This window comes from Aeribacillus composti, from assembly GCF_007827555.1.
In the GTDB taxonomy this organism is placed as follows: domain Bacteria; phylum Bacillota; class Bacilli; order Bacillales; family Aeribacillaceae; genus Aeribacillus; species Aeribacillus composti.
Map to the genome: position 1 here is coordinate 16087 of NZ_VISS01000004.1, position 23299 is coordinate 39385.

22 protein-coding genes are annotated in these 23299 nt (G+C 39.2%); 14 read left to right on the plus strand and 8 right to left on the minus strand.

All coding sequences use genetic code 11. From position 1 onward, the window contains the following. Nucleotides 1–118: 118 nt before the first annotated feature. The 4 genes from pdhA (at nt 119) to lpdA (ending at nt 5012) form a co-directional block, all read left to right on the plus strand. A complete protein-coding gene (pdhA, locus tag FB379_RS03030) occupies nt 119–1240 on the plus strand; it encodes a pyruvate dehydrogenase (acetyl-transferring) E1 component subunit alpha (RefSeq protein ID WP_063389642.1) in 1122 nt (373 codons plus the stop codon). 2 nt (nt 1241–1242) lie between these two features. Continuing rightward, nucleotides 1243–2220, plus strand: a complete 978-nt coding sequence (locus FB379_RS03035) for an alpha-ketoacid dehydrogenase subunit beta (protein ID WP_063389643.1) — start codon at nt 1243–1245, stop codon at nt 2218–2220. 74 nt (nt 2221–2294) lie between these two features. Next, nucleotides 2295–3593: a dihydrolipoamide acetyltransferase family protein gene (locus FB379_RS03040; protein WP_063389644.1), complete on the plus strand. Its 1299-nt coding sequence runs from the start codon at nt 2295–2297 to the stop codon at nt 3591–3593. Between the two features lie 3 nt (nt 3594–3596). Beyond that, a complete protein-coding gene (gene lpdA / locus FB379_RS03045; RefSeq protein WP_066251282.1) occupies nt 3597–5012 on the plus strand; it encodes a dihydrolipoyl dehydrogenase in 1416 nt (471 codons plus the stop codon). Nucleotides 5013–5297: 285 nt separating this feature from the next. Here lpdA and FB379_RS03050 read toward each other — a convergent pair whose 3' ends face one another. Further along, on the minus strand, nt 5298–5672 hold the full coding sequence (locus tag FB379_RS03050; protein ID WP_066250224.1) for a hypothetical protein: 375 nt from the start codon (nt 5670–5672) through the stop codon (nt 5298–5300). 750 nt (nt 5673–6422) lie between these two features. On the opposite strand from FB379_RS03050, the gene FB379_RS03055 reads away from it, so the two are divergent. From FB379_RS03055 to FB379_RS03065, 3 genes are all read left to right on the plus strand, one after another. Then, entirely contained in the window at nt 6423–7451 is a 1029-nt protein-coding gene (locus FB379_RS03055) for a V-type ATP synthase subunit I domain-containing protein (RefSeq protein ID WP_144596959.1), read from the plus strand. 132 nt (nt 7452–7583) lie between these two features. Next, nucleotides 7584–8087, plus strand: coding sequence for a thioester domain-containing protein (locus FB379_RS03060; RefSeq protein WP_144596961.1), 504 nt, complete (start codon nt 7584–7586; stop codon nt 8085–8087). Between the two features lie 146 nt (nt 8088–8233). Then, nucleotides 8234–8365, plus strand: coding sequence for a GapA-binding peptide SR1P (locus FB379_RS03065; RefSeq protein WP_082830423.1), 132 nt, complete (start codon nt 8234–8236; stop codon nt 8363–8365). A 735-nt stretch (nt 8366–9100) separates the two neighbouring features. Here FB379_RS03065 and FB379_RS03075 read toward each other — a convergent pair. Then, nucleotides 9101–10030: a DMT family transporter gene (locus FB379_RS03075; protein ID WP_144596963.1), complete on the minus strand. Its 930-nt coding sequence runs from the start codon at nt 10028–10030 to the stop codon at nt 9101–9103. Between the two features lie 173 nt (nt 10031–10203). Then, a complete protein-coding gene (locus tag FB379_RS03080; RefSeq protein WP_144596965.1) occupies nt 10204–11676 on the minus strand; it encodes an aminotransferase class I/II-fold pyridoxal phosphate-dependent enzyme in 1473 nt (490 codons plus the stop codon). Between the two features lie 198 nt (nt 11677–11874). Between FB379_RS03080 and FB379_RS03085 the strand changes: the two genes are divergently transcribed. Then, nucleotides 11875–12840, plus strand: coding sequence for an NAD(P)H-dependent flavin oxidoreductase (locus FB379_RS03085; RefSeq protein ID WP_063389650.1), 966 nt, complete (start codon nt 11875–11877; stop codon nt 12838–12840). Between the two features lie 50 nt (nt 12841–12890). Here the strand turns inward: FB379_RS03085 and FB379_RS03090 are convergent, their stop codons facing one another. Beyond that, on the minus strand, nt 12891–13526 hold the full coding sequence (locus FB379_RS03090) for a YktB family protein (RefSeq protein WP_063389651.1): 636 nt from the start codon (nt 13524–13526) through the stop codon (nt 12891–12893). 163 nt (nt 13527–13689) lie between these two features. On the opposite strand from FB379_RS03090, the gene FB379_RS03095 reads away from it, so the two are divergent. Beyond that, the gene (locus FB379_RS03095; RefSeq protein WP_144596967.1) at nt 13690–14484 is read left to right on the plus strand and encodes an inositol monophosphatase family protein; all 795 of its coding nucleotides are present in this window, start codon (nt 13690–13692) and stop codon (nt 14482–14484) included. A gap of 461 nt (nt 14485–14945) precedes the next feature. Here FB379_RS03095 and FB379_RS03100 read toward each other — a convergent pair whose 3' ends face one another. After that, nucleotides 14946–15131, minus strand: coding sequence for a DUF5325 family protein (locus FB379_RS03100; RefSeq protein ID WP_063389653.1), 186 nt, complete (start codon nt 15129–15131; stop codon nt 14946–14948). Nucleotides 15132–15280: 149 nt separating this feature from the next. On the opposite strand from FB379_RS03100, the gene typA reads away from it, so the two are divergent. Beyond that, nucleotides 15281–17119: a translational GTPase TypA gene (gene typA / locus FB379_RS03105; protein WP_094245652.1), complete on the plus strand. Its 1839-nt coding sequence runs from the start codon at nt 15281–15283 to the stop codon at nt 17117–17119. A gap of 23 nt (nt 17120–17142) precedes the next feature. Beyond that, nucleotides 17143–17463: a YlaH-like family protein gene (locus tag FB379_RS03110; protein ID WP_242009277.1), complete on the plus strand. Its 321-nt coding sequence runs from the start codon at nt 17143–17145 to the stop codon at nt 17461–17463. An 87-nt stretch (nt 17464–17550) separates the two neighbouring features. Here the strand turns inward: FB379_RS03110 and FB379_RS03115 are convergent, their stop codons facing one another. Both FB379_RS03115 and FB379_RS03120 read right to left on the minus strand, forming a co-directional pair. After that, a complete protein-coding gene (locus FB379_RS03115) occupies nt 17551–17751 on the minus strand; it encodes a YlaI family protein (protein WP_063389656.1) in 201 nt (66 codons plus the stop codon). 550 nt (nt 17752–18301) lie between these two features. Next, complete coding sequence (locus FB379_RS03120; protein ID WP_063389657.1) at nt 18302–18901, minus strand: YhcN/YlaJ family sporulation lipoprotein; 600 nt, start codon at nt 18899–18901, stop codon at nt 18302–18304. Between the two features lie 253 nt (nt 18902–19154). Here FB379_RS03120 and FB379_RS03125 point away from each other — a divergent pair, with 253 nt between their 5' ends. Continuing rightward, a complete protein-coding gene (locus FB379_RS03125; protein WP_375338794.1) occupies nt 19155–20501 on the plus strand; it encodes a PhoH family protein in 1347 nt (448 codons plus the stop codon). Nucleotides 20502–20774: 273 nt separating this feature from the next. On the opposite strand, the gene FB379_RS03130 is transcribed toward FB379_RS03125, so the two are convergent. Further along, entirely contained in the window at nt 20775–21272 is a 498-nt protein-coding gene (locus FB379_RS03130) for a molybdopterin-dependent oxidoreductase (RefSeq protein ID WP_066250247.1), read from the minus strand. A 280-nt stretch (nt 21273–21552) separates the two neighbouring features. Here FB379_RS03130 and FB379_RS03135 point away from each other — a divergent pair, with 280 nt between their 5' ends. Together FB379_RS03135 and FB379_RS03140 are read left to right on the plus strand one after the other, a co-directional pair. Next, complete coding sequence (locus tag FB379_RS03135) at nt 21553–21837, plus strand: Fpa/YlaN family protein (protein ID WP_063389660.1); 285 nt, start codon at nt 21553–21555, stop codon at nt 21835–21837. 227 nt (nt 21838–22064) lie between these two features. After that, complete coding sequence (locus FB379_RS03140; RefSeq protein ID WP_144596971.1) at nt 22065–23231, plus strand: FtsW/RodA/SpoVE family cell cycle protein; 1167 nt, start codon at nt 22065–22067, stop codon at nt 23229–23231. Nucleotides 23232–23299 lie beyond the last annotated feature (68 nt).

Sequence of the window (23299 nt, forward strand, 5' to 3'; positions counted from 1 at the left end):
TACTTGACGATTTTGGCAATTAAAGATCCGCAATGTGTGTCTCTATGAACAATTTGGGGTAATCTAGTTTTATGGATGAATTTAAAGGCTGAGAAAATGAAACGAAGAGGTGTGTTGAATGGCAAAAAAGGCGAAAAATGTTGTCGTTGACAGCGAAAAGCAATTTGATGCGATTCGCAAGGAATTCCAAACGTTCCAAATTTTAAACGAAAAAGGCGAAGTCGTGAATGAAGATGCGATGCCTTCCCTTTCTGATGAAGAATTAAAGGAATTAATGAGACGAATGGTATTTACCAGAGTGTTGGATCAGCGTTCAATTTCTTTAAATCGTCAAGGTCGTTTAGGTTTTTACGCACCGACTGCCGGACAAGAAGCATCACAAATTGCTTCTCATTTTGCCTTGGAAAAAGAGGACTTCATTCTCCCGGGCTATCGTGATATACCGCAGTTAGTTTGGCATGGATTGCCTTTGTATCAAGCATTTTTATATTCCCGCGGGCATTTTCATGGAAACCAAATGCCTGAAGACGTAAACGCTTTTTCACCGCAAATTATTATCGGCGCCCAATATGTGCAAGCTGCAGGGGTAGCATTAGGCTTGAAAAAACGCGGCAAAAAAGCAGTTGCTGTTACGTATACAGGTGATGGAGGAACGTCTCAAGGCGACTTTTACGAAGGAATAAACTTTGCTGGGGCATTTAAAGCACCTGCTATTTTCATCGTTCAAAACAACCGGTTTGCAATTTCAACACCTGTAGAAGTGCAAACTTCAGCTGAAACACTTGCACAAAAAGCTGTTGCAGCTGGAATCCCTGGCATACAAGTAGATGGAATGGATCCGCTTGCTGTTTATGCAGCTGTGAAGGAAGCGCGTGAACGGGCAATAAACGGTGAAGGTCCGACATTAATTGAAACATTATGCTACCGCTACGGTCCGCATACAATGGCAGGAGACGATCCAACGAGATATCGGGCAAAAGAGCTTGATGACGAGTGGGAGGCAAAAGATCCGCTTGTTCGTTTCAGAAACTTCCTTCAAGCAAAAGGATTGTGGAGCGAGGAAGAAGAAAACGAAGTTATCGAAAAGGCGAAAGAAGATATAAAAGAAGCAATCAAAAAAGCGGATGAAACTCCAAAACAAAAAGTGACAGACTTAATCAACATTATGTTTGAAGAAGGAAGCTGGCCTTATAACCTAAAAGAACAATATGAAATTTATAAAGAGAAGGAGTCGAAGTGAGCATGGCGCAAATGACAATGATTCAAGCAATCACTGATGCGTTGCGTACGGAACTGAAAAACGACGAAAATGTGTTAGTATTTGGGGAAGATGTTGGTGTAAACGGCGGTGTGTTCCGTGCAACAGAAGGACTTCAAAAAGAATTCGGCCCAGACCGAGTTTTTGATACACCTCTGGCAGAATCAGGAATTGGCGGCTTGGCAATCGGTTTAAGCACACAAGGCTTTCGTCCGGTAGCTGAAATTCAATTCTTCGGTTTTGTTTATGAGGTTATGGATTCCATTTCTGGACAAATGGCGCGTTTGCGTTATCGCTCCGGGGGCCGCTGGCATGCTCCGATCACCATTCGTTCTCCTTTCGGCGGCGGCGTTCATACCCCTGAGCTTCACGGGGACAGCTTGGAAGGCTTGATGGCGCAGCAGCCTGGTTTAAAAGTCGTTATTCCTTCCACCCCTTATGATGCAAAAGGGTTGCTTATTTCAGCAATTCGGGATAATGATCCGGTCATTTTCTTGGAGCATATGAAGCTTTATCGTTCCTTCCGTGATGAAGTTCCGGAAGAAGAATATACAATTCCGATCGGCAAAGCAGATATAAAACGTGAAGGGAAAGATATTTCGATCATCACTTACGGGGCAATGGTGCATGAATCTTTAAAAGCTGCTGACGAACTTGAAAAAGAGGGCTTTTCAGCAGAAGTGATCGATTTACGTACAGTAAGTCCGCTGGATATAGAAACGATTATTGCTTCAGTAGAGAAAACAAACCGCGCGATTGTCGTGCAGGAAGCCCAAAAACAAGCAGGAATTGCTGCTAATGTTGTTGCAGAAATTAATGAAAGAGCGATTCTTAGCTTGGAAGCTCCAGTTTTCCGCGTGGCAGCTCCAGACACTGTCTATCCATTCTCACAAGCGGAAGATGTATGGCTTCCAAACTACAAAGATATCGTTGAAACGGCTAAAAAAGCATTGAATTTCTAATTGGCTAAAAAGAGGAGCATCATCTTTTCTTCTTTTCGGCCATCAACTGAAAATTATTTAGGAGGTTGAAATCTGTGGCTTTTGAATTTATAATGCCGGATATCGGTGAAGGCATTCATGAAGGTGAAATAGTAAAATGGTTTATCAAACCTGGTGATGAAATCAATGAAGATGATGTTCTTTGTGAAGTGCAAAATGACAAAGCAGTAGTTGAAATCCCTTCCCCTGTAAAAGGAAAAGTATTAGAATTAAAAGTGAATGAAGGGGAAGTTGCAACTGTCGGTCAAGTATTAGTCACAATTGATGCTCCAGGTTATGAAAATCAATCAAAAGGCGATGAAAGCGGTGAAGCAGCAAAAGAAGAAAAGCCTTCCACAGAAGAGCAAAAAGTGGAAAGCAACGCTTCACAGTCTGCTTCAGAAGACGTAGATGTTAACCGACGCGTTATTGCAATGCCATCCGTCCGAAAATATGCGCGTGAAAAAGGCGTTGATATTCGATTGGTACAAGGCTCAGGAAACGGCGGGCGCATATTGAAGGAAGATATTGATGCTTATCTGAAAGGTGGACAAGAAGAAGCAAAACCTGTTGAAAACGTGGAAAAAGAAGCTGCAACAGGCGTATCGGCAGGAGAAAAAGCAGCGCCGGCTCCGGTTGTCCTTGAAGGAGAATTCCCAGAAACCCGCGAGAAAATCAGCGGTATTCGAAAAGCAATTGCAAAAGCGATGGTTAAATCGAAGCAAACTGCGCCACATGTAACATTAATGGATGAAGTCGATGTAACAGAGCTTGTTGCACATCGGAAGAAATTTAAAGCTATTGCGGCAGAACAAGGCATTAAGCTTACATATTTGCCTTATGTTGTCAAAGCTTTAACATCGGCACTGAAAAAATATCCAGTATTAAACACGTCGTTTGATGATGAAACAGAAGAAGTTATTCATAAGCACTATTACAATATCGGAATTGCAGCTGATACGGAAAAAGGACTTTTAGTTCCTGTTGTCAAACATGCAGATCGAAAATCGATTTTTGAAATCTCTGCAGAAATTAATGAATTGGCAACAAAAGCGCGTGAGGGCAAACTTACTCCAAATGAAATGAAAGGCGCATCATGCACGATAACCAATATCGGTTCCGCTGGCGGCCAATGGTTTACTCCTGTCATTAATCATCCAGAAGTAGCCATTCTAGGTCTCGGACGTATTTCTGAAAAACCGGTTGTGAAAAACGGAGAAATCGTTGCAGCCCCTGTTTTAGCGCTGTCTTTAAGCTTTGACCATCGAATGATCGACGGTGCAACTGCACAAAATGCGCTTAACCATATTAAGCGTTTATTGCATGATCCCCAATTATTACTAATGGAGGCGTAATAAATGGTAGTAGGAGATTTCCCGATTGAAACTGACACTCTCGTCATAGGAGCTGGTCCCGGCGGCTATGTGGCTGCAATAAGAGCTGCGCAATTAGGGCAAAAAGTTACGATCGTTGAAAAAGGATCTCTTGGCGGCGTCTGCCTCAATGTTGGATGTATTCCTTCTAAAGCATTAATTAGTGCAGGACACCGTTATGTAGAGGCTAAAGAATCAGAAGATATAGGAATAAAAGCTGAAAATGTAACACTAGACTTTTCTAAAGTACAAGCTTGGAAAGAAAGTGTAGTCAAAAAACTTACAGGTGGTGTTGAAGGCCTTTTAAAAGGAAATAAAGTTGAAATTGTAAAAGGCGAAGCATATTTTGTTGATCGCAACACCGTCAGAATCATAAACGAGAATTCAGCTCAAACGTATAAATTTAAAAATGCAATCATTGCAACTGGCTCCCGTCCAATTGAAATTCCAAGCATTAAATTTTCTGAGCGAGTCATTGACTCAACAGGAGCGTTGTCCCTGCAAGAAGTTCCGAAAAAAATGGTTATCATTGGCGGGGGAGTCATTGGCATAGAGCTTGGAACTGCTTATGCGAATTTCGGCACTGAAATTGTGATTATTGAAGGAGACAAAGAAATTCTTCCAGGATTTGAAAAACAAATGACAGCTCTTGTAAAAAGAGCGTTGAAGAAAAAAGGTAATGTCGAAATTCATACTAGCGCACTTGCAAAAGGTGTTGAAGAAACAAAAGACGGAGTAAAAGTGACATTTGAAGCAAAAGGAAAAGAGCAAGTAGTGGAAGCGGACTATTGTTTAGTTACAGTAGGACGCAAACCAAACACTGATGAACTTGGTCTCGAACAAGTCGGAGTAGAAATCGATGAAAAAGGCTACATTAAAATTGACAAACAATGCCGGACAAATATTTCAAATATTTATGCTATCGGCGACATCGTTCCAGGACCTTCACTTGCTCATAAAGCTTCATATGAAGGGAAAATTGCTGCAGAAGCGATTTCTGGAAAACCTTCTGAAATCGATTATAACGGAATTCCTGTCATTGTCTTCTCAGAACCTGAGTTGGCTTCTGTCGGATATACGGAACAACAGGCTAAAGACGAAGGAATTGACATTGTGGCAGCTAAGTTTCCATTTGCAGCAAACGGCCGCGCATTGTCATTAAATGCAACCGATGGATTTGTAAAATTGATTACACGAAAAGAAGACGGCCTTGTTATTGGGGCTCAAATCGCAGGTGTCAGCGCATCAGATATGATTGCTGAACTTGGACTTGCGATCGAAGCAGGCATGACGGCAGAAGATATTGCCTTGACGATTCATGGCCACCCGACATTAGGTGAAATTGCAATGGAAGCTGCCGAACTTGCACTTGGAACACCGATTCATATTATAAATAAGTAATGCAGCCCAAAGGGGGCAGTCTAATAAGTCGTTTTTTCGGCTTATTGACTGCCCCTTTTAATGTTATAGAAACGTTGATATATCGGTGTTTATGATTATTTGTTTTCAATGGGGATTTGACTTTTTGGACAACCCCTTTTTATGATGAAAAATAAATGATGGAACAATTCTCTCACTGTTGTGAAAGTTTTTTCACAAAAATATGTTGTGCAGAGATTTTGAGCACAAATCCTATTTAACTAAAGAATCTTCTCAGCGCTTAATTACCTCAAACCGACATTCTCATTATTCGGAAAGCACTTCTGAGACCGGCTCTACAATTTCATCTTTTGTTGAAACTGATCCTTTAATATGCAAAATGATGCCGTCATGATCCATCACGATAATGGAAGGATATGTTTTAATATTAAACCGCTTAGATTCAGGGTTATCAGCTTGGTAGATCATCATATTGTCCATTTCCTCTGGAAATTGTTTTTTTAAATCTAATAAAGCATCGTAGTAAATTGATTCTTTTTCCATCATTTTTTGGTCGGTAAAAAAAAGAATTTGTTTTTTGTCGGAGCTTGAAATCGAGTGATCGTCTTTCGGATCAGCAATACAAGATGACAATAGAAGCAGTACGGCAACGGTATAGGTATATGCAATAAATTTCACCATTGTCCTACCTCTTTCGTTTAAAGAAAACTGGTAAAATGTGTTCATTTTTTCTTAACGCCATTTTAACATATTTAATTCCGTCACTTTTGAATGTTATGCAAATGTTACAAAAATAAAATATTATTTAAACAAATTAAAAAATTCAAATCGTGTACGAGAAGTATGATATCTAGAGCGAATGTTTGAGTTGTTGGGTTGTAGACTTTAGATGCACGTAATGGATCATACTCAGCATCATGTAATGCTAATGATCATAAAGATAAAGGTCATTTGAAAGCTACTTTGAACCAAAAAAATGTCCCCATCCCCATATAAAACATTTCCTTGTTTAATTAAAAACTTTTTTCGCATAGATTTCATTGATATGGCCAAAGGATTCCAGGTAGTAATTTTTCCTTTTGTGGAATATATTCGGAAGAGTGAGCAGCAAAGACTTTAAAATTGGTGGAATAATAGCAAAAGATATTAAAACTGGAAACAAAGTAAAAATACCTGTTATTTTTTACGATATTAAAACTGGAAAAACAAAAAAGGAAAAGTGGTCGCAAAGCGGAAAAGAGGTGGACGAACTTATTTGCATTTTAATAATAAAGGTATTTTTCCCGAAAGGTTGCTAACAGGAAAATGTTGGATTTTTTCAAGTGGATGGGAAGGATGGCTTAAAACCCATTTGCAGCCGCATAAGATTTTTTAAAAAAAGGTTGGTCGTCATCCAAAAACGACCAAGGAGGGATTTTTACGAAGAAGAAAGTGATTGTCAGTACATCAATTGTGGCCATGCTGGTCTTAGGTGGAACTGGAGCTTATGCATTTAATTCTCATGTGCAAGAGCAAAAACGTCAGCAAAGCGTTGAGCAAACATTGTCTTCTTTTCACCAAAATGTAGATGATTTGACGGAGGAAAAAATCCAATCCGTTAAAGCGAAAATTAACAAACTGAAGGATGAAGAGAAGAAACAGGAGCTTTCTCAGGATTTAAGAGATCTCGAAGCAATGTACAAAGTCAATGTATTCGTCACATCTCTTTTGGACAGTAAGCAAGTGATCAAAGACGGAGTAACATTAAAGCAAATCAATGATGCAAAAAGTAAGTTGGAAAACATTAAAACAATCGACAAATCCTTCTACGAAAAACAAAAAGGCCTTTTAGATATAGTTATTGCACAATATGAGGACATTCAAAAAGCTCAAAAGGCAGTAAGTGCTTTGGAAAAACAGCCGAAAGAATCGAGATACAAGGCATCGAAAGCCCTAGTTGAAAAAATTAAAAATGAAAAGACCAAGCAAGAGTTATCAAAGAAACTTGCAGCTGTCTATAAAACGATTGAAGAAGAGAAGGCAAAAGCTAAAGCTCTTGCAGAAGCAAAGAAAAGAGAACAAACTAAATTGGCTCAAGCTACACAGAAATCATCCACGAACTCAACATCAGGTAAAGTCGGATCATCTAGCTACTCGGACTCATCTACTTCATCCAGTAAATCATCGAGCAAGTCATCATCCAGCAAATCATCCAGTAGTTCCGCAAAATCATCTGTAAAATCTAGTAGCTCAAAATCCAGTAGTTCTACTAAGTCGAAAAGTACAGCTAGTTCAACAAAAAAGCAAGGTTCATCTTCCGAATCATCTAAAAGCAAATCGCAATCAAAAGATCCTTATGCCGGAGGTAGCGATTGGGATAAATTCGGCAAGTTTGTTGAAAGTTCCGAGTGGGAAAAAGTAGATTCGGGTTACATGGACGGAGAACATGGACATACGTGGGAATCTTGGAAATCTAAATAGTTTTAATTAGAAAAAGGACAATCATTTTATTGTGATTGTTCTTTTTATTTTTCTAGAAAGGGTGGTGAGTCTTTATGTTCCGGAAAATAAAGACTGTATTTATCTTTTTTAATAATTTTTCCATCTTTGCAAATGGAACAAGCAGAAGCTGCACCTAGAATTGATTATTTAGGACTGGCACACTATGGAATTTATACGGCTGGAGTGTTCAGAGTAGACGGACGAATTGCTTTTTGTATGGATCACTATAAGGGTAGTCCTCCGACTGGTTCTTCATACAAAGCAGGCGATATTTATAGAAATGAAAGTGTCCGAGCGATATTGTATTACGGCGCAGGAGGTCAGGAGCCTGTTGTTGAGATGTATGATACGGGTATTGTTGCTACTTCTCTAGCCCTTGATTCCGTTGTAAATGGAAACCATAGTAGTGGACGCAATTCTATTCCTGGATACAAAGAATTAATGGCTCATGCAGAAGCTAAAGATGCTCCTTCCGATAATATTGATTTTAGTAAATATTCTTTGAACAGCAGTGTTTCAGGGAATAGACAAATTTCTGAAAGAGTTACTTTTGAGGCAGATTCAAGAAACTCTATTAGAATCCCTGTTCCTCAAAATGTCACCTTCATATTGTAGGGGAAGGTAGTTATATGTAAAAAAAAATAAATGTGTTATACAATTTCTGCTTGACGAATATAATGTGACATATTAATATATAACTATCAGGTCATTTTGTCTCCACTTTATTCTTAATGACGCTATATGGAAAAGGGGAATACAGGATGGGAACAATTGTCTGTCAAGACTGCAATTCAACAATTCATTTCTTTGATGATGAAAAAGTTACGGTATTGTATGGTAAATGCAACAATTGCTGTACAGAAAAGAATCGTAAAAAAAGCAATCATCAATAACATATTGAATAACACGTGTAACAAAGGGGTTTAAGATAAATGGGCTGTCTTTAAGGCAGCTTTTTTTTATGTAAAGCAAATGTTGGTGATCTTAATGGAATGGATGCTTGCAGGATTGTGATTGAGAGCTAAGACAGAAAAACATCGTTTGAATTCATTTTTTATCAATTCACCTTTGTCTTTTTCAGTAAGTACGGTCATTGCGGTTTTTAAGTGTTAAAACGACAGCGATGCGGTTTGTAAAGATTGATGAAACATATACCAAATGTCACTTGTGCATAAAAGGTTGGATGAAAAATTTATTGGAGTTACGACAAATTTCGCAGCCAATATTGGAACTGGCAGCAATTCGATATAGCGAAGTTTGTTATCGATGTCTTTTCAATAAAAGTATAAAAAGTGGTGTCTATTCCATTCATTAGGCGGTAAAATGTAGCTAAAGGACTTTTGTGAAAGGAGCTTTACAATGGAGGTAATGGCAGCAAGCGTCTTTTCGGCAATTATTATATTTATTACTGTCTTTTCTATGATAAGGGTATTCATCATCGCTTTTAAGAGGAAAGAAATAACGCTTCGGAAGTTCATCATCTTCACCATATCTTCAATTGTTACAGGTTTAATTATTGCTTCCGTTTTACCGTTTGTTTATCAAAAAATATTTCATTACATCTATAAACTGTTTTTTTAATGAAAGACCTTCCCCACGAAGCAGGAAGGCCGTCGTCCATATTTTAGTTATGTATTAGCACTTTTTACAGAAGCATTCGCAGTCAATTCCTTATTAGAAAGTCCTTTATTTTTCAAAAACATACTGACTCCAATTAAAGATAGCGCTCCGCCAATCATTTGGGAAATAGATGTAGCTTCTCCTAAAAATAAGTATGCTAATATAATTGCCCCTATTGGTTCACCTAAAATACTCATTGAAATCGTCGTAGCATCCAAATATTTTAAAAGCCAATTAAATAATGCGTGACCAAAAATATTGGGGACTAGTGCTAGAAGTACAAATATGCCCCAATCATGAACTGAATAATGAATCAGCGGGATCTCGTAACTAAGATTGTAAATCAATAATACAAATCCACCTATAAAGAACACACAAAAACTATATATTGATGTTGGAATTTTTTTGCATAATACTTGTCCAAAAAGCATATGAATGGCTACTGCTAACGTTCCTGCTAATGAAAGGAAATCTCCAAATAATGCTTTTGTAGAAAGATTAATATCTCCCCATGCAATAATGATTGAACCGCTAACAGCTATAATAATACTCACAATCCCAATAAGGTTTGTTCTCTCTTTAAAAATAAAATAAGCTCCGATCATAACAAATACAGGCTCTAATGTAGTTATAATCATTGAACTTGCTACTGTTGTATATCTAAGGGAATCCATCCAAAATAAGAAATGAAAACCTAGGAAGATTCCAGATAAAAATAGTTGAATCCAATCCTTCCATTGAATGTTAATAGCTCCTGTTTTGATTTTCTTCCAAGGGAGAAACGGCAGCATAACGATCACTGTAAAAAGCAGTCTATACATTCCTAATATAGATGCAGGTGCATCAGACCATTTAACAAAAATAGAAGAAAATGAAATAGAAATAACACCAATTAGTAAAATAAAAATAGGCGGAACGGGAAATTGATATTCTTTCATTGTTGTCGCTCCTTTTAAAAGAATTGAATATTATTATAAATTAAATACGGTAATGGTTTTAGCCATTACCGCAGCAAAATTATTTTATGATCGATCTTCAGCAAAATTTGGTTTCATCAGTTTTTCGACTTGTCCTCGAATGTATGGATTTATAAAGCTTCTTCAGCGATTTCTCATTTAATCGGTTTATGCTCTTTAATAACGCGAATGTAGGAAAGAGTTGGATCTTCTGTACCTTGAACAGGCAGGCCGGCATCTAAATTTTTTCGGATGTAATGTAAATTTTCTTTAGTGATGATTTCTCCTGGTATGAAAATCGGTATGCCCGGTGGGTACACCATGACAAATTCTGCAATAATGCGTCCGACAGATTGTTCAAAAGGCACCAATTCCGTCTCTGCATAAAAAGCATCTCTAGGTGTCAGCGCCAAAACAGGAATATCGGGCAGAAGGACAGAGACTTCCGCTTGCTTGTTTGCCTGATGGGAAAATTCTTTTGACAAAGCACGAAGCGCTTTTATTAAAAGTGATGTTTCATATTCTGTATCACCGGGCGTGATCAGACAGAGCAGATTGTACAGATCGGAAAGCTCCACTTCAATGTTGTAATGTTCTCTTAACCACAGCTCTGCATCATATCCCGTTATGCCTAGTTCCTTCACAGAAATAATTAATTTTGTCGGATCATAATCATACGTTGCATTCGTTCCCAAAATTTCTTCTCCTACACAATATAGATGATCAATTTTGTTAATTTCGTATCTTGTCTGATTCGCCAATTGAATCGTTTGCTCTAATAATTCATAGCCCTTCGTTGCCAGCTGCTTTCGAGCTGCATCCAGTGATGCAAGAAGCAAATAGGATGTCGATGTCGTAGTCAGCATGCTTAAAATCGATTGAACACGGTCAGGAGACACAAGACCTTCCCGAACATTTAAAATAGAGCTTTGCGTCATCGATCCTCCCAGCTTATGAACGCTAGTTGCCGCCATATCTGCCCCTGCCTGCATGGCGGATAATGGCAGCTTGTCATGAAAATGAATGTGGACGCCGTGCGCTTCATCTACAAGAACAGGGACATTATATGAATGAGCAATATTTACGATTTGTTTTAAATCAGCTGAGATTCCGAAATACGTTGGATTAATGACTAAAAGCCCTTTTGCATCAGGATATTGCTGAAGAGCTTTTTCAACTGATTCTGTCGTTATTCCGTGAGAAATGCCGAGGTTTTTATCCACTTCAGGATGTATAAAAACGGGGGAAGCCCCTGAAAAAATGATTGCTGACATGACCGATTTATGAACATTTCTTGGAACAATAATTTTATCTCCAGGTCCGCAAACCGACAGGACCATTGTCATAATGGCTCCGCTCGTACCTTGTACCGAGAAAAAGGTGTGATCGGCACCGAAAGCTTCAGCAGCCAATTTTTGTGCTTCTTTAATAATTCCTTTTGGCGAATGAAGATCATCCAAAGGACCGATATTAATTAAGTCCATCGCCAGAGCATTATGTCCGATAAATTCTCGGAATTTTGGCTCCATTCCGGCTCCTTTTTTATGGCCGGGAATGTGAAATTGAATTGGATTTTTTTGAATATGTTCTAAAAGACCTGTAAACAATGGTGTATCATGCTGTGACAATTTTCCTTTTCACCTACTTTTTAAAGGTTCCCCAAAATTAAAAACAAATGAAATTATAGCACTTTCCTTTAAAACCTGCAAAAGGCATTAAATAGGGTTTTTAATATCTTTGTGCTTCTCTTTGTTTTGAGCTACGTTTTTATAAAGAAGGAATTTAATGCGTGGAAAAAGAATAATACGAAATGGGGAGGGGGAAACATGGTATTTTCAACAAAAATTACCGAATTGCTAGGGATTAAATATCCGATCATTCAAGGGGGACTTGCTTATTTAGCGTATTCAGAATTAGCAAGTGCAGTAAGCAATGCAGGAGGGCTCGGTCAGATCACGGCTATGTCTCTTCCGAATCCAGCTGCGCTTCGAGAGGAAATACGGAAGGTGAAACAAAAAACGGATAAGCCGTTTGGAGTGAACTTCGCCATCGGTCAGCATGGCCGTCCATTTTCCGATATGCTTGATGTGGCGATTGAAGAAAAAGTGCCGGTCATTTCCATCACTGGCGGGAACCCGGCTCCGCTTTTTGACCAATTAAAAGGTGTCGATGTAAAAAAACTAGTTCTCGTTGCGGCAAGAAGACAAGCGGAGAAAGCGGAAGAGCTTGGAGCAGATGCAGTGATGGTCGTCGGACAAGAAGGCGGCGGTCATTTAGGAAAAGACGATATCGGCAATTTCGTATTAATTCCACAAGTAGTGGAAGCTGTCTCCATTCCGGTGATTGCTTCTGGAGGCATTGCGGACGGGAGGGGACTAATGGCAGCATTGGCTCTTGGAGCTGAAGGGATTGAAATGGGAACTCGTTTTATTGCAACGAAGGAATGCGTACATGCACACCCGTTATATAAAGAAGCAATTGTCAACGGTACTGAACTTGATACCGTCATTATTAAAAGGTCGTTAGGGGCACCAGGTCGGGCGCTTCGAAATAATTGGACCGAAAAAATTTTGGAAATTGAAAGAGAAAGAGGAGATTATGAGTCGCTAAAAGATTTCATTAGTGGAGAAGCGAACAAAAAATATATTTATGAAGGCAAAATCGAGGAAGGATACGCATGGGCCGGTCAATCTATAGGGCTGGTAAAAAATATTCCGTCTGTTGCGGAACTGTTTGACGAAATCATTGAACAGGCGAAAGAGATAAGGCGGAAATGGTCCAGCATTGCTTAATTGTTTTCAAAAGAAATAATGGTCAGCGATGCAGCGCATCCTGACCATTTTTAAACAGTGCTTTTTTGTGTGATTTGATAAAGCGGCATTAACGTTTTAAACGTCTCGTCAACCTTTTCCAAAAATTGCTCCCTGCTCATGGAGAGAACTTCATTTTTTGGAAGGTTGATGCCGCATAACATTTCTGCTTTTTTCACCGATTGCAGACGTTGAAAAATTCGTTGAAAATCTTCGTCAGATAAATTTTTTTGTTTTTCCGCATCTGGTTTTGTATGATCGGCTGACCAGAAATAATCTTCAGGAATTTGCTTTCGAATTTGCTGCCAATTCTGTAAAAATTGTTTTCCGATTTCTTCTTTCACAGGGGATTCATAAATAATGGCAAACCAAACAAAGACGTGTGTGCTCCATAATCCGATTTGAAAATGAGGGAGCTTCTTATAACCCCGTTTACTGTTTGCAAATGCAACCCATGTGTCATTGGGAGGATGAACGGTACGGCGGGCATGTTTTGCTACATGATAAAATATTTCATCTCCCGTCAAAGCAGACAAAGTAGGTGCAAAATGCTGTCCCAGCGCTTCAAGTTTTGGGCGCACCCGTTTTTTTAGCTCATCCATTCTCGCTTCTAAACCGTCTATTTGAAAAACTTCAAAATCTTCCTTCACAAATGGCACAAAATCCATAAAAATCCTCCTTGTGTTGTTTGTCCACATTGTAGCACAAACCGACAGAGAAAGAAAAATAATGTGGGTGAAATATTGCAATGAAAAAGGTGAAAAACTTGATTTTCTCCATTTCTTTACAGTATGCTAAAAAAGGTGATTGAATAGAAAGTGGGTAAGATAGATGAACTGGCATGAAATAGATCAAAAAGCAAAGCAATGGATTTATGAGGCTGGTGAAAGAATTCGCCAATCATTTCAACAAAAGCTGGTCGTTGAAGCGAAATCAAGTCCAAACGATTTAGTGACGAATATTGACCGGGAAGTAGAGCATTTCTTTTGGGAAAATATTCGCAAAACGTTTCCGGAACACAGCATTTTAGGAGAAGAAGGTTCCGGTCATGAATTGAAATCATTGGACGGTATCGTTTGGATAATTGATCCGATTGACGGAACAATGAATTTTGTACATCAAAAGCGGAATTTCTGCATTTCGGTTGCTGTTTTTGCGGATGGTGTCGGTCAAATAGGACTGATTTATGATGTCGTCAGAGATGAAATGTACCATGCGATAAGGGGGAACGGCGCCTATTTAAACAAAACGGAGCTTCCGCCGTTACAAAAGAAAACAATAGAAGAATCCATCATCGGCTTGAATGCATCATGGCTGGTGGAAAACAGACGAATTGACCCATCAATATTAAGTCCGCTTGTCAAACGTTTAAGAGGAACGAGATCATTTGGTTCAGCCGCTCTTGAATTTGCCTATGTAGCCGCAGGCAAGCTGGACGGCTATATTACAATGAGACTTGCTCCTTGGGATTTTGCGGCAGGTTTAATCCTTGTCGACGAAGTAGGCGGGGTTACGACAACGCTTGACGGAAAACCAGTCGATTTGCTTAAAAAGCAAAGCATTTTCACCGCTAACCAAACCATTCATCAACAAATTATCGAGGAGTATATTAAAGGGAAAATATAAAGCTGCAAATGCTGTTGACAGCTTATAGATCATCATAGCTTGCTAAAAAACAAGCATGAAGAAAGCAGTATAAAAAGTCTCTTATAAAAATATGAAAGAATTGGTATCGTTCGGCAAACTTCACATCGTGATGGCAGGCGAGAAAAATGGAACAAGTGTGGAGCAATGAAATGTTGTAGCAATCAACGTTTTGTAAATAGGGCTAAAAATCGGGTTGTTTAAAAATTTACATAAAATGGAACTTCTTTGTATCCATTCCATTTCTGGCTGGTCTTTTGAAAAAGGCTATTGTAAATGAGTTTTAGCTAAATCCGAACATATTGTGAAACAAAAGATGGGTCTTTGTAGGTTTGAAAGAAACTAATGCCATGTAATAAAGCCCCTCTATCAGTAGAGGGGACGATCTATGTATCATAAACCGTTTGAAAGTATAAAATGGCCGATGCCAAGATGTAAATTCTTTATAATAATCCTCTCTCTCGCATTTTCTTTTTTTGGGTAAAGCCGAGTCCAAATACTATAATAATTCCAATGATGCTAACAACTACTCCCAACAGGCTGCCAGCCCCTATTGCAAAGCCGACCGACACAATAAGCAGCGCCGCAATGGTGGCGAGAACCCAAAATATCCATTTTCCGTTGCCCATTCCCATCCTCCTTTCATCAATCCAAGACGAAAACCATTAATAACCTTTAAGCCTCTTTCCATCTTTAGTTTATCGAAAAACGTTCAACGTTTCCACAGTATTTATGGTATAATAGCCTAGGTTCAGTTTAGCAAATAGGAGATGACAGTGTGAAAGTTAGAAACGACTTACGCAATATTGCTATTATCGCGCACGTAGACCATGGGAAAACAACATTGGTTGACCAATTGCTTCGCCAATCAGGAACGTTCAGGGAAAATGAACAAGTGGCGGAGCGTGCTTTAGATTCCAATGACTTGGAGCGCGAGCGCGGAATCACCATCTTAGCCAAAAATACGGCGATTGAATATAAAGGAACGACCATTAATATTTTAGATACGCCTGGTCATGCCGACTTTGGCGGAGAAGTAGAACGAATTATGAAAATGGTCGATGGCGTGCTGCTAGTTGTCGACGCCTATGAAGGCTGCATGCCGCAGACAAGATTTGTTTTGAAAAAAGCGTTGGAACAAAACTTAACACCTATTGTCGTCGTGAACAAAATTGACAGAGAGTTTGCCCGGCCTGAAGAAGTTGTCGATGAAGTGCTTGAGCTGTTTATTGAGCTTGATGCAAACGATGATCAATTAGAATTTCCGGTTATTTATGCTTCGGCCATCAACGGAACGGCAAGCACTGATCCAACTAAACAGGATGAAAATATGGAAGCTCTATTTGATGCGATTATCGAACATATTCCTGCACCTGTTGATAACAGCTCAGAACCCCTTCAATTCCAGGTGGCGCTGCTGGATTACAATGACTATGTTGGGCGGATCGGCATCGGCCGCATTTTTCGCGGAGAGATGAAAGTCGGACAACAAGTCGCATTAATGAAGCTTGACGGAAGTGTGAAGCATTTCCGTGTTACGAAAATGTTTGGATTTAAAGGATTAAAACGATTGGAAATTGAACAGGCAAAAGCTGGTGATCTTGTCGCTGTTTCTGGAATGGAAGACATTAATGTCGGGGAAACGGTTTGTCCGGTTGATCATCAAGAGGCGCTACCTGTTCTTCGGATTGATGAACCGACGCTGCAAATGACGTTTTTAGTTAACAACAGCCCTTTCGCAGGCAGAGAAGGAAAATATGTGACGGCGAGAAAAATCGAAGAAAGGCTGCATGAACAACTGCAAACAGATGTTTCGCTAAGAGTGGAGCCGACGGATTCCCCGGATAAATGGATAGTATCAGGGCGAGGCGAGCTTCATTTATCCATTTTAATTGAAAACATGCGCAGGGAAGGGTATGAGCTGCAAGTTTCGAAGCCTGAAGTAATTGTAAAAGAAATCGATGGAGTACTTTGCGAACCGGTTGAACGGGTGCAGGTGGACGTTCCAGAGGAATACACAGGTCCTGTCATGGAATCATTGGGCGCGCGCAAAGGGGAAATGGTCGACATGATCAATAACGGAAATGGACAAGTCCGCTTGATTTTTATGGTGCCATCGCGCGGATTAATCGGCTACACGACCGAATTTATGTCTTTAACAAGAGGATACGGCATCATAAACCATTCGTTTGACTCGTATCAGCCTATGCAAAAAGGACAAGTTGGCGGAAGGCGTCAAGGGGTTCTTGTTTCAATGGAAACAGGAAAAGCTACCTCTTATGGCATTCAACAGGTCGAAGATCGCGGAACGATTTTCGTTGAACCCGGAACAGACGTGTACGCTGGGATGATTGTCGGTGAACATAATCGTGAAAATGACCTTGTTGTGAATATATGTAAAGTAAAACAACAAACAAATATCCGTTCTTCGACGAAAGAACAAACGGTCGGAATGAAAAAAGCTCGGATCATGTCGTTGGAAGAAGCACTTGAATATTTAAATGATGATGAATATTGTGAAGTCACGCCTCAATCGATTCGTTTAAGAAAGAAAATCTTGGATAAAAACGAGAGGGAAAAAGCAGCGAAAAAGAAAAAACTGTCAAGTCAAAGCTAATGAGTGAAAGGGGGAGGGACGTAGTGACAGAAGAACAAGTAATTGAAAGGCTGTCTTTTTTTGCGCGTCTTTTCCGTGTTCATGAGCAGCATGATGTCGGAATGTGGTATTTGTATATTACCATTCTGATTTTATCAATTATTGTATATAAACTAGGATTTGCTAAGAAGCTCCCGATTTTAAAGTCTGCTATAATCTATTTATTTCTCGCTTTCGGCTGTACGGTGCTGACGTTTTTGGCAATTTTTCTGCCGATTGCAGAAGGATTGGTAGTCGCTGTTCTTATTTTAAGCATATATAAAATTCGGCTTTACTATTCGAAAAAAAATGAAAACAACACATAGCTTTAAAGAAAATCAAAACAGATGTCGGTATGTGCCAGCGCGCACCACCTTCATCTGTTTAACTTTTTTCTGAGTATTTTTCTGTTCTCAAAAAAGCTCATTCCTTTTTCTTTCGCGGTACAAACGGAACTTTCCGGTTGATAGTCTTTTGTTTGTTTTTTCCGTAATTCGATTATAGCAAGTATTGCACATATATGTATGAATCGGTCTATTCCTCAGCTGTTTTGCCTTCAATGATTCGTCATCAATTGTTTCGATTTTATCGCATAAAACACATTTGACTTTCATCTTGCTTCTCACACTTTCTAATCAAATTTTTAAGCTTTGTACAACGTTGTTCGTCTCAGCATCAAAAGGCTTCGATGATAGTTTGGATTGCTTCCAGACAACACGCCTCTATACTCACTCGCCTCTCGCATAGTATATCACGTTTTGCTTCCGCTCACACAATTTCTTTTGCAACTTTGCAAAAGAATCAAGCCAGCAGCGGCTTTATACGACTTACACACAATACAATTTCTATAAGAAAAGACAGAAAAATAAGCTATTGAGCCACTTTCGAGCATTGCAAAAAACATTGTGAGACAGGTCAATACTCTTTATCCAAACCAGAGCCATTTGCATTTCCGTTCCGACTTGGGATCGTGAATCATCCGGCGATAGTCAAGCTATTAAAATGAATAGACATACTGATCTTCAGCCGCGCAGGTCGATAGTGAAACAATGTTTTATGAGTTGTTATTTTATTAAATATGATAAAACATCATCGGATTTTGACTAAAAGGTGTTGAAAGCAATGAAAAACGCTTAAGCTTCGGACTTAAGCGTTTTAATGTCTTTATTGTTGTTTTTGGTTTGATTGATCACGCTGTTCTTTATTCAGCTCTTGATTTTTTGACTTCGGAAGCTGATCTTTTTCATTCATCGGCTGCTTTTGTTGATTGTCTGTCGCGTCACCAGGAAGATCCGGCATCAATCTTCCGACAATTTGAGCGAGCTCATCTAGAATGCCGCCAATGGGCCGGCCGTTTTGAATTTCCTCTCCAATTTGGCGGATTCGTTCATTTGTGTCTGGATCGGCAATAACTACAGCATAAGCCCCGTAAGGATCGTTTTTTAATGATTCTGCAACGGAATACTTAATCGATTCAACTTTTGAACGATCCAGCTTTTTGTCGACATCAATTCCGACGACTGCATAATTTCCAAGAACAACTGCAGTTGCATCATTTACATCTGGAACATTTTCGGCTATTTTTGCCAAGCGGCGGGCGATTTCCTGGCCGGATTTGCGATCAACATTTTCCCGCACGGAATCTTTGACAGTAATTGTTCTTGAATAGTTTTCACCACGATTTTCCTCTCGTGCATTTTCGTTTGTGGAACAACCGTTTAAAATAAAGCCGACAAGCAAAATAAACATCAAAAAGCTGCGCATGCTATCACTCCTTTTCTTACAAGTAAGGTGTAAAGTAATCCATTACTTATTTCGTGCTTCCGTCTTTGACGAATAACATTGGTTCTAGTTACAAAACTTATAAAGAAGCCTGAATCTTTCGGAGTTAACTCCCGACTGGATTGTAGAAGACATCGGCTTAGGCAGCATCTTTCTTTATTTATTGTTTAATAAACCTTCTATCTTTATTCATAAAGACATATATTTTAGCTAAGGAAGCCTCCAATAATTTCGGATGAGGGAGGAAGAAAGATTGGGCAAGATATATGTGCTGGATACGAATGTTTTGTTGCAGGATCCGAATTCCATTTTTTCCTTTGATGAGCACGAAGTTGTAATACCTGCCGTTGTTCTTGAAGAGGTGGATTCCAAAAAAAGATATATGGATGAAGTTGGACGAAATGCGCGCCAAGTTTCAAAAATCATTGATCAGTTGAGGGAACAAGGGAAATTGCACGAAAAAATTCCTCTGCCAAACGGCGGATCTTTAAGAATTGAATTAAATCATCGTTCGTTTCATGATCTGCAGGAGATTTTCGTGGAAAAAACAAATGATAACCGAATTTTGGCAGTAGCCAAAAATTTATCACTGGAAGAGCAATCAAAGAAAGATGGAAAATCGGTAATTTTAGTCAGCAAAGATGCTTTAGTGAGAGTGAAGGCAGATGCGATTGGACTTCATACTGAAGATTTTCTGAGCGATCGTGTAGTAGAAATTGACCATATCTATACAGGGTTTCTTGACCTTTACATAAGTATGGAAAACTTAAACCGATTTTATGAGAAAAATGAGCTGCTGCTGTCGGAAATAACCAATCATCCTTTTTATCCGAATCAATTTATTTTGCTGAAGGATGCTTTAGGAGGCAAATCATCTGCCATTGGGATTGTCGATAAAACAGGGAAAAGATTGAAAAAGCTTGTTTTTCAGCATGACCATGTTTGGGGAATACAGCCGAGAAATGTTCAACAAACGATGGCATTCGAACTATTAATGAGACACGATATTCAGCTCGTGACTTTGATCGGCAAAGCAGGTACAGGAAAAACGCTTTTGGCTTTAGCGGCCGGGCTGATGCAAACAGAAGACATGGAATCATATAAAAAGCTTCTTGTCGCCAGACCAATTGTTCCAATGGGAAAAGATATCGGTTTTTTGCCGGGAGAAAAAGAAGAAAAACTGAGGCCTTGGATGCAGCCAATATGGGATAATTTAGAATATTTATTTAATACGAAAAAAGCTGGCGAGCTTGATGCGATTTTAGCAGGTATGAATTCGATTGAGGTGGAGGCGCTGACTTATATTCGCGGCAGGAGCATCCCGGAACAATTTATCATCATCGATGAAGCGCAAAATTTGACGAAACATGAAGTGAAGACAATTTTAACAAGAGTTGGTGAAAAAAGCAAAATTGTGTTGATGGGGGATCCAGGACAAATTGATCATCCTTATTTAGATGAATATAACAATGGGTTGACCTATGTAGTGGAAAAATTTAAAGATCAAGCAATTGCCGGGCATGTAAAATTACTGAAAGGCGAACGATCCCAATTGGCGCAAATAGCAGCAGATTTGTTATGAAAAAGTGAGATGCTGTAGTTTCAAAAGCCTCAGGGGTCAGAGATAAAAGTGTGAGCTTTGCAGAAGCTGATTTATCTTAAGCTCTTTGCAGCATCCAAAAAGATTTTTTGCGCTAACATTTGCGATTCTACTCAAATTGTGAGCAATGGAAAAAAAGGGATTGTCCAGAAAGTCAAATCGCCATTAGTAATAAACACCGATATATCAACGTTTCTAAAACATTAATGGGGGCGTCAATAAGCCGTAAAACGACTTATTAGACACCCCCAAAAATTATTTTACGATTATTGCTCTCACCTTTTTAATTGGATCATTGCGGTTCGAGCCATCTCCGTAAATGATGTGGACAGGGCCGTCTTCTTTTAACGGTTTTCCTTCCATGCTAAATGCCAAAATGCATTCTTCTGCTTTTTCAATCGGCATTTCGACTTCGCCGTTTTCGGTTTCAAAAACGACCGTTTTGGCGTTCGTTAACGGTTCAGCATTTGATAAAAACGGTTTAAGCGGCATGCCGAAAGTCCCGGTAAGCACCTTTTCTTTTTCAAATTTTTGTTCCGTTTTTAAAGTAGGCGGAAATACAGCTCCCTCCTGAATCTCCCGTTGCCATTGATTTGCTGTTTTTTGCACATAGTCCTCTTCTATGTTTTCCTCTTTGCGGCCTTGATCAAAATATGTATTTAAATCAATGCGGCGGTCATCAAAGATCCAAACACCTGGGTCCAAAGTAATTGGAAATTTTACATTCCCTTTTATTTGAATAATATCGCTCATGAGCATCCCTCCACGTTAAAGTATAAGCGCTTTTATGGATTTTGTCACATTCCGTTGTCCATTTCAGTTCAAAAAGGCGACAGTCAGGCGGCTGAGTCCAGACGCGGCAAATCAATCAGACGAATTCTTCTAGCATTTTTTTGGAAGGTTCATACATATATATGAACAACTTTAAAATTATTAGGGAAGGAGGGTGCGTGTTTCCTTGCAATTTTCCTTTATAACATTTAATATTAATAGATAGAATAGGGATTCCTTAATGGGGAACGGAGGGATTCAGATGGCATCATTTGAAATGGTTCTTAGTCACCGGGAAAAGGCTCTTTCGCTTTTAAAGGCGGATGCAGATAAAATCATGAAATTGATTAAAGTACAAATGGACAATTTGACAATGCCTCAATGTCCTCTTTATGAAGAGGTTTTAGATACGCAAATGTTCGGATTATCTCGGGAAATTGACTTTGCTGTCAGACTAGGCCTGATTGAAGAACGCGAGGGAAAAGCTCTGCTTGATGAGCTTGAGCGTGAGCTGTCAGCTCTGCACGAGGCATTTGTACGAAAATAAAAAGCTTGCTCAAACCGGTAAAAAAAAGGTTTGGGCTTTTATTTTATCTTTTCCATTTCTCATATCGACCTTCCACAATAGGTGTTCCTTCGCAATTTTTATTTTGCCATTGAGAAAATGAATTGTTCAAAGTATAATAGAAAATAAATTTTCTTTACACTTATGAAAACAATGACTGTGTATTTATTTTGCAACAAGAAGAGCAGCAAGTCGTAAGGAAGATGAACATGTTGAAACGAATTTTAAAATCATATGATTATTCGCTTATTTTAGCAGTTTTCTTATTATGCGGTTTCGGCTTGGTCATGGTGTACAGTTCAAGTATGATCATGGCAGTCACGAGGTATTATACGGAAAGCGATTATTTTTTTCGCAAGCAATTGTCCTCGCTCCTGCTTGCAACGATAGCTTTTCTAGTTATGATGTTTTTTCCGTACCGCGCTCTGCTGAACGGAAAATTTATAAGAATTTTGTTTTTTGGATCGATTGCTGTTCTCGGGCTGTTATTTATTTTTGGACATGTTGCCGGCGGTTCGCAAAGCTGGTTTAAAGTTGCCGGAAGAGCCATTCAGCCGGGAGAATTTGTCAAGCTTTCCGCCATTATTTATTTATCAGCTGTATACGAAAAAAAGCAATCGTACATATGGCACTTTGGAAAGGGAGCATTGCCTCCGGTAATCTTTACCGTATTGATTTGCGTTTTTGTTATGCTTCAGCCTGACATTGGGACATCATTCATTATTGGAATGATTGCCTTGTCTATTATTTTATGTTCAGGTATGGGCATCAAAAACATGTTAAAGTTAGTATTGCTTGCTTTATTTTTCTTATTGCTGCTAAGTCCGCTCATTTTATTTAAGGCCGATGATATTTTTAGTAAAGAACGTCTTTCCCGCTTTACAGGGTATACGGATCCATTTGAACATGAAGACGGAGCAGGTTATCAGCTCGTCAATTCATATATTGCGATCGGATCCGGAGGTCTTACTGGACTGGGGCTGGGGGAAAGCGTGCAAAAATACGGATATTTGCCGGAAGCGCACACTGATTTTATTATGGCCGTTGTAGCGGAAGAGCTAGGTATTTTCGGTGTATTATTTGTTCTTACGCTTTTGGCGTTTATCGTTTTAAAAGGCCTCTATATTGCAAGAAAATGCACCGACCCGTTTGGTACATTGATTGCCGTAGGAGTTTCAAGCATGATCGCCATTCAAACGGCCGTCAACTTGGGAGGAGTGACAGGACTGATCCCGATCACTGGTGTTACATTGCCGTTTGTCAGTTATGGAGGCTCATCGTTATTAGTACTATTAATATCGATGGGATTGTTAGTGAATGTTTCAATGTTTGTCAATTACCGGGAGCAATATAAAAAAGAAATTGCAAGCATGTAATCGTTCCGCCATATGCTGCTCTAATTTTATTTTCTTGAAAATCTAATATACACTGCAAGGGGGATTTA

Bases quoted from the DNA above. Each gene is read 5' to 3' on its own strand.
- FB379_RS03050 (WP_066250224.1), bottom strand. From the start codon at position 5,672: ATGGTGAAATTTATTGCATATACCTATACCGTTGCCGTACTGCTTCTA.
- pdhA (WP_063389642.1), top strand. From the start codon at position 119: ATGGCAAAAAAGGCGAAAAATGTTGTCGTTGACAGCGAAAAGCAATTT.
- FB379_RS03135 (WP_063389660.1), top strand. From the start codon at position 21,553: ATGGCATCATTTGAAATGGTTCTTAGTCACCGGGAAAAGGCTCTTTCG.
- FB379_RS03035 (WP_063389643.1), top strand. From the start codon at position 1,243: ATGGCGCAAATGACAATGATTCAAGCAATCACTGATGCGTTGCGTACG.
- FB379_RS03120 (WP_063389657.1), bottom strand. From the start codon at position 18,901: ATGCGCAGCTTTTTGATGTTTATTTTGCTTGTCGGCTTTATTTTAAAC.
- FB379_RS03075 (WP_144596963.1), bottom strand. From the start codon at position 10,030: ATGAAAGAATATCAATTTCCCGTTCCGCCTATTTTTATTTTACTAATT.
- FB379_RS03100 (WP_063389653.1), bottom strand. From the start codon at position 15,131: ATGGGCAACGGAAAATGGATATTTTGGGTTCTCGCCACCATTGCGGCG.
- FB379_RS03130 (WP_066250247.1), bottom strand. From the start codon at position 21,272: ATGAGCGATATTATTCAAATAAAAGGGAATGTAAAATTTCCAATTACT.
- FB379_RS03140 (WP_144596971.1), top strand. From the start codon at position 22,065: ATGTTGAAACGAATTTTAAAATCATATGATTATTCGCTTATTTTAGCA.
- FB379_RS03060 (WP_144596961.1), top strand. From the start codon at position 7,584: ATGGAACAAGCAGAAGCTGCACCTAGAATTGATTATTTAGGACTGGCA.
- FB379_RS03065 (WP_082830423.1), top strand. From the start codon at position 8,234: ATGGGAACAATTGTCTGTCAAGACTGCAATTCAACAATTCATTTCTTT.
- FB379_RS03115 (WP_063389656.1), bottom strand. From the start codon at position 17,751: ATGAAAGTCAAATGTGTTTTATGCGATAAAATCGAAACAATTGATGAC.
- FB379_RS03125 (WP_375338794.1), top strand. From the start codon at position 19,155: ATGAGGGAGGAAGAAAGATTGGGCAAGATATATGTGCTGGATACGAAT.
- lpdA (WP_066251282.1), top strand. From the start codon at position 3,597: ATGGTAGTAGGAGATTTCCCGATTGAAACTGACACTCTCGTCATAGGA.
- FB379_RS03090 (WP_063389651.1), bottom strand. From the start codon at position 13,526: ATGGATTTTGTGCCATTTGTGAAGGAAGATTTTGAAGTTTTTCAAATA.
- FB379_RS03095 (WP_144596967.1), top strand. From the start codon at position 13,690: ATGAACTGGCATGAAATAGATCAAAAAGCAAAGCAATGGATTTATGAG.
- FB379_RS03085 (WP_063389650.1), top strand. From the start codon at position 11,875: ATGGTATTTTCAACAAAAATTACCGAATTGCTAGGGATTAAATATCCG.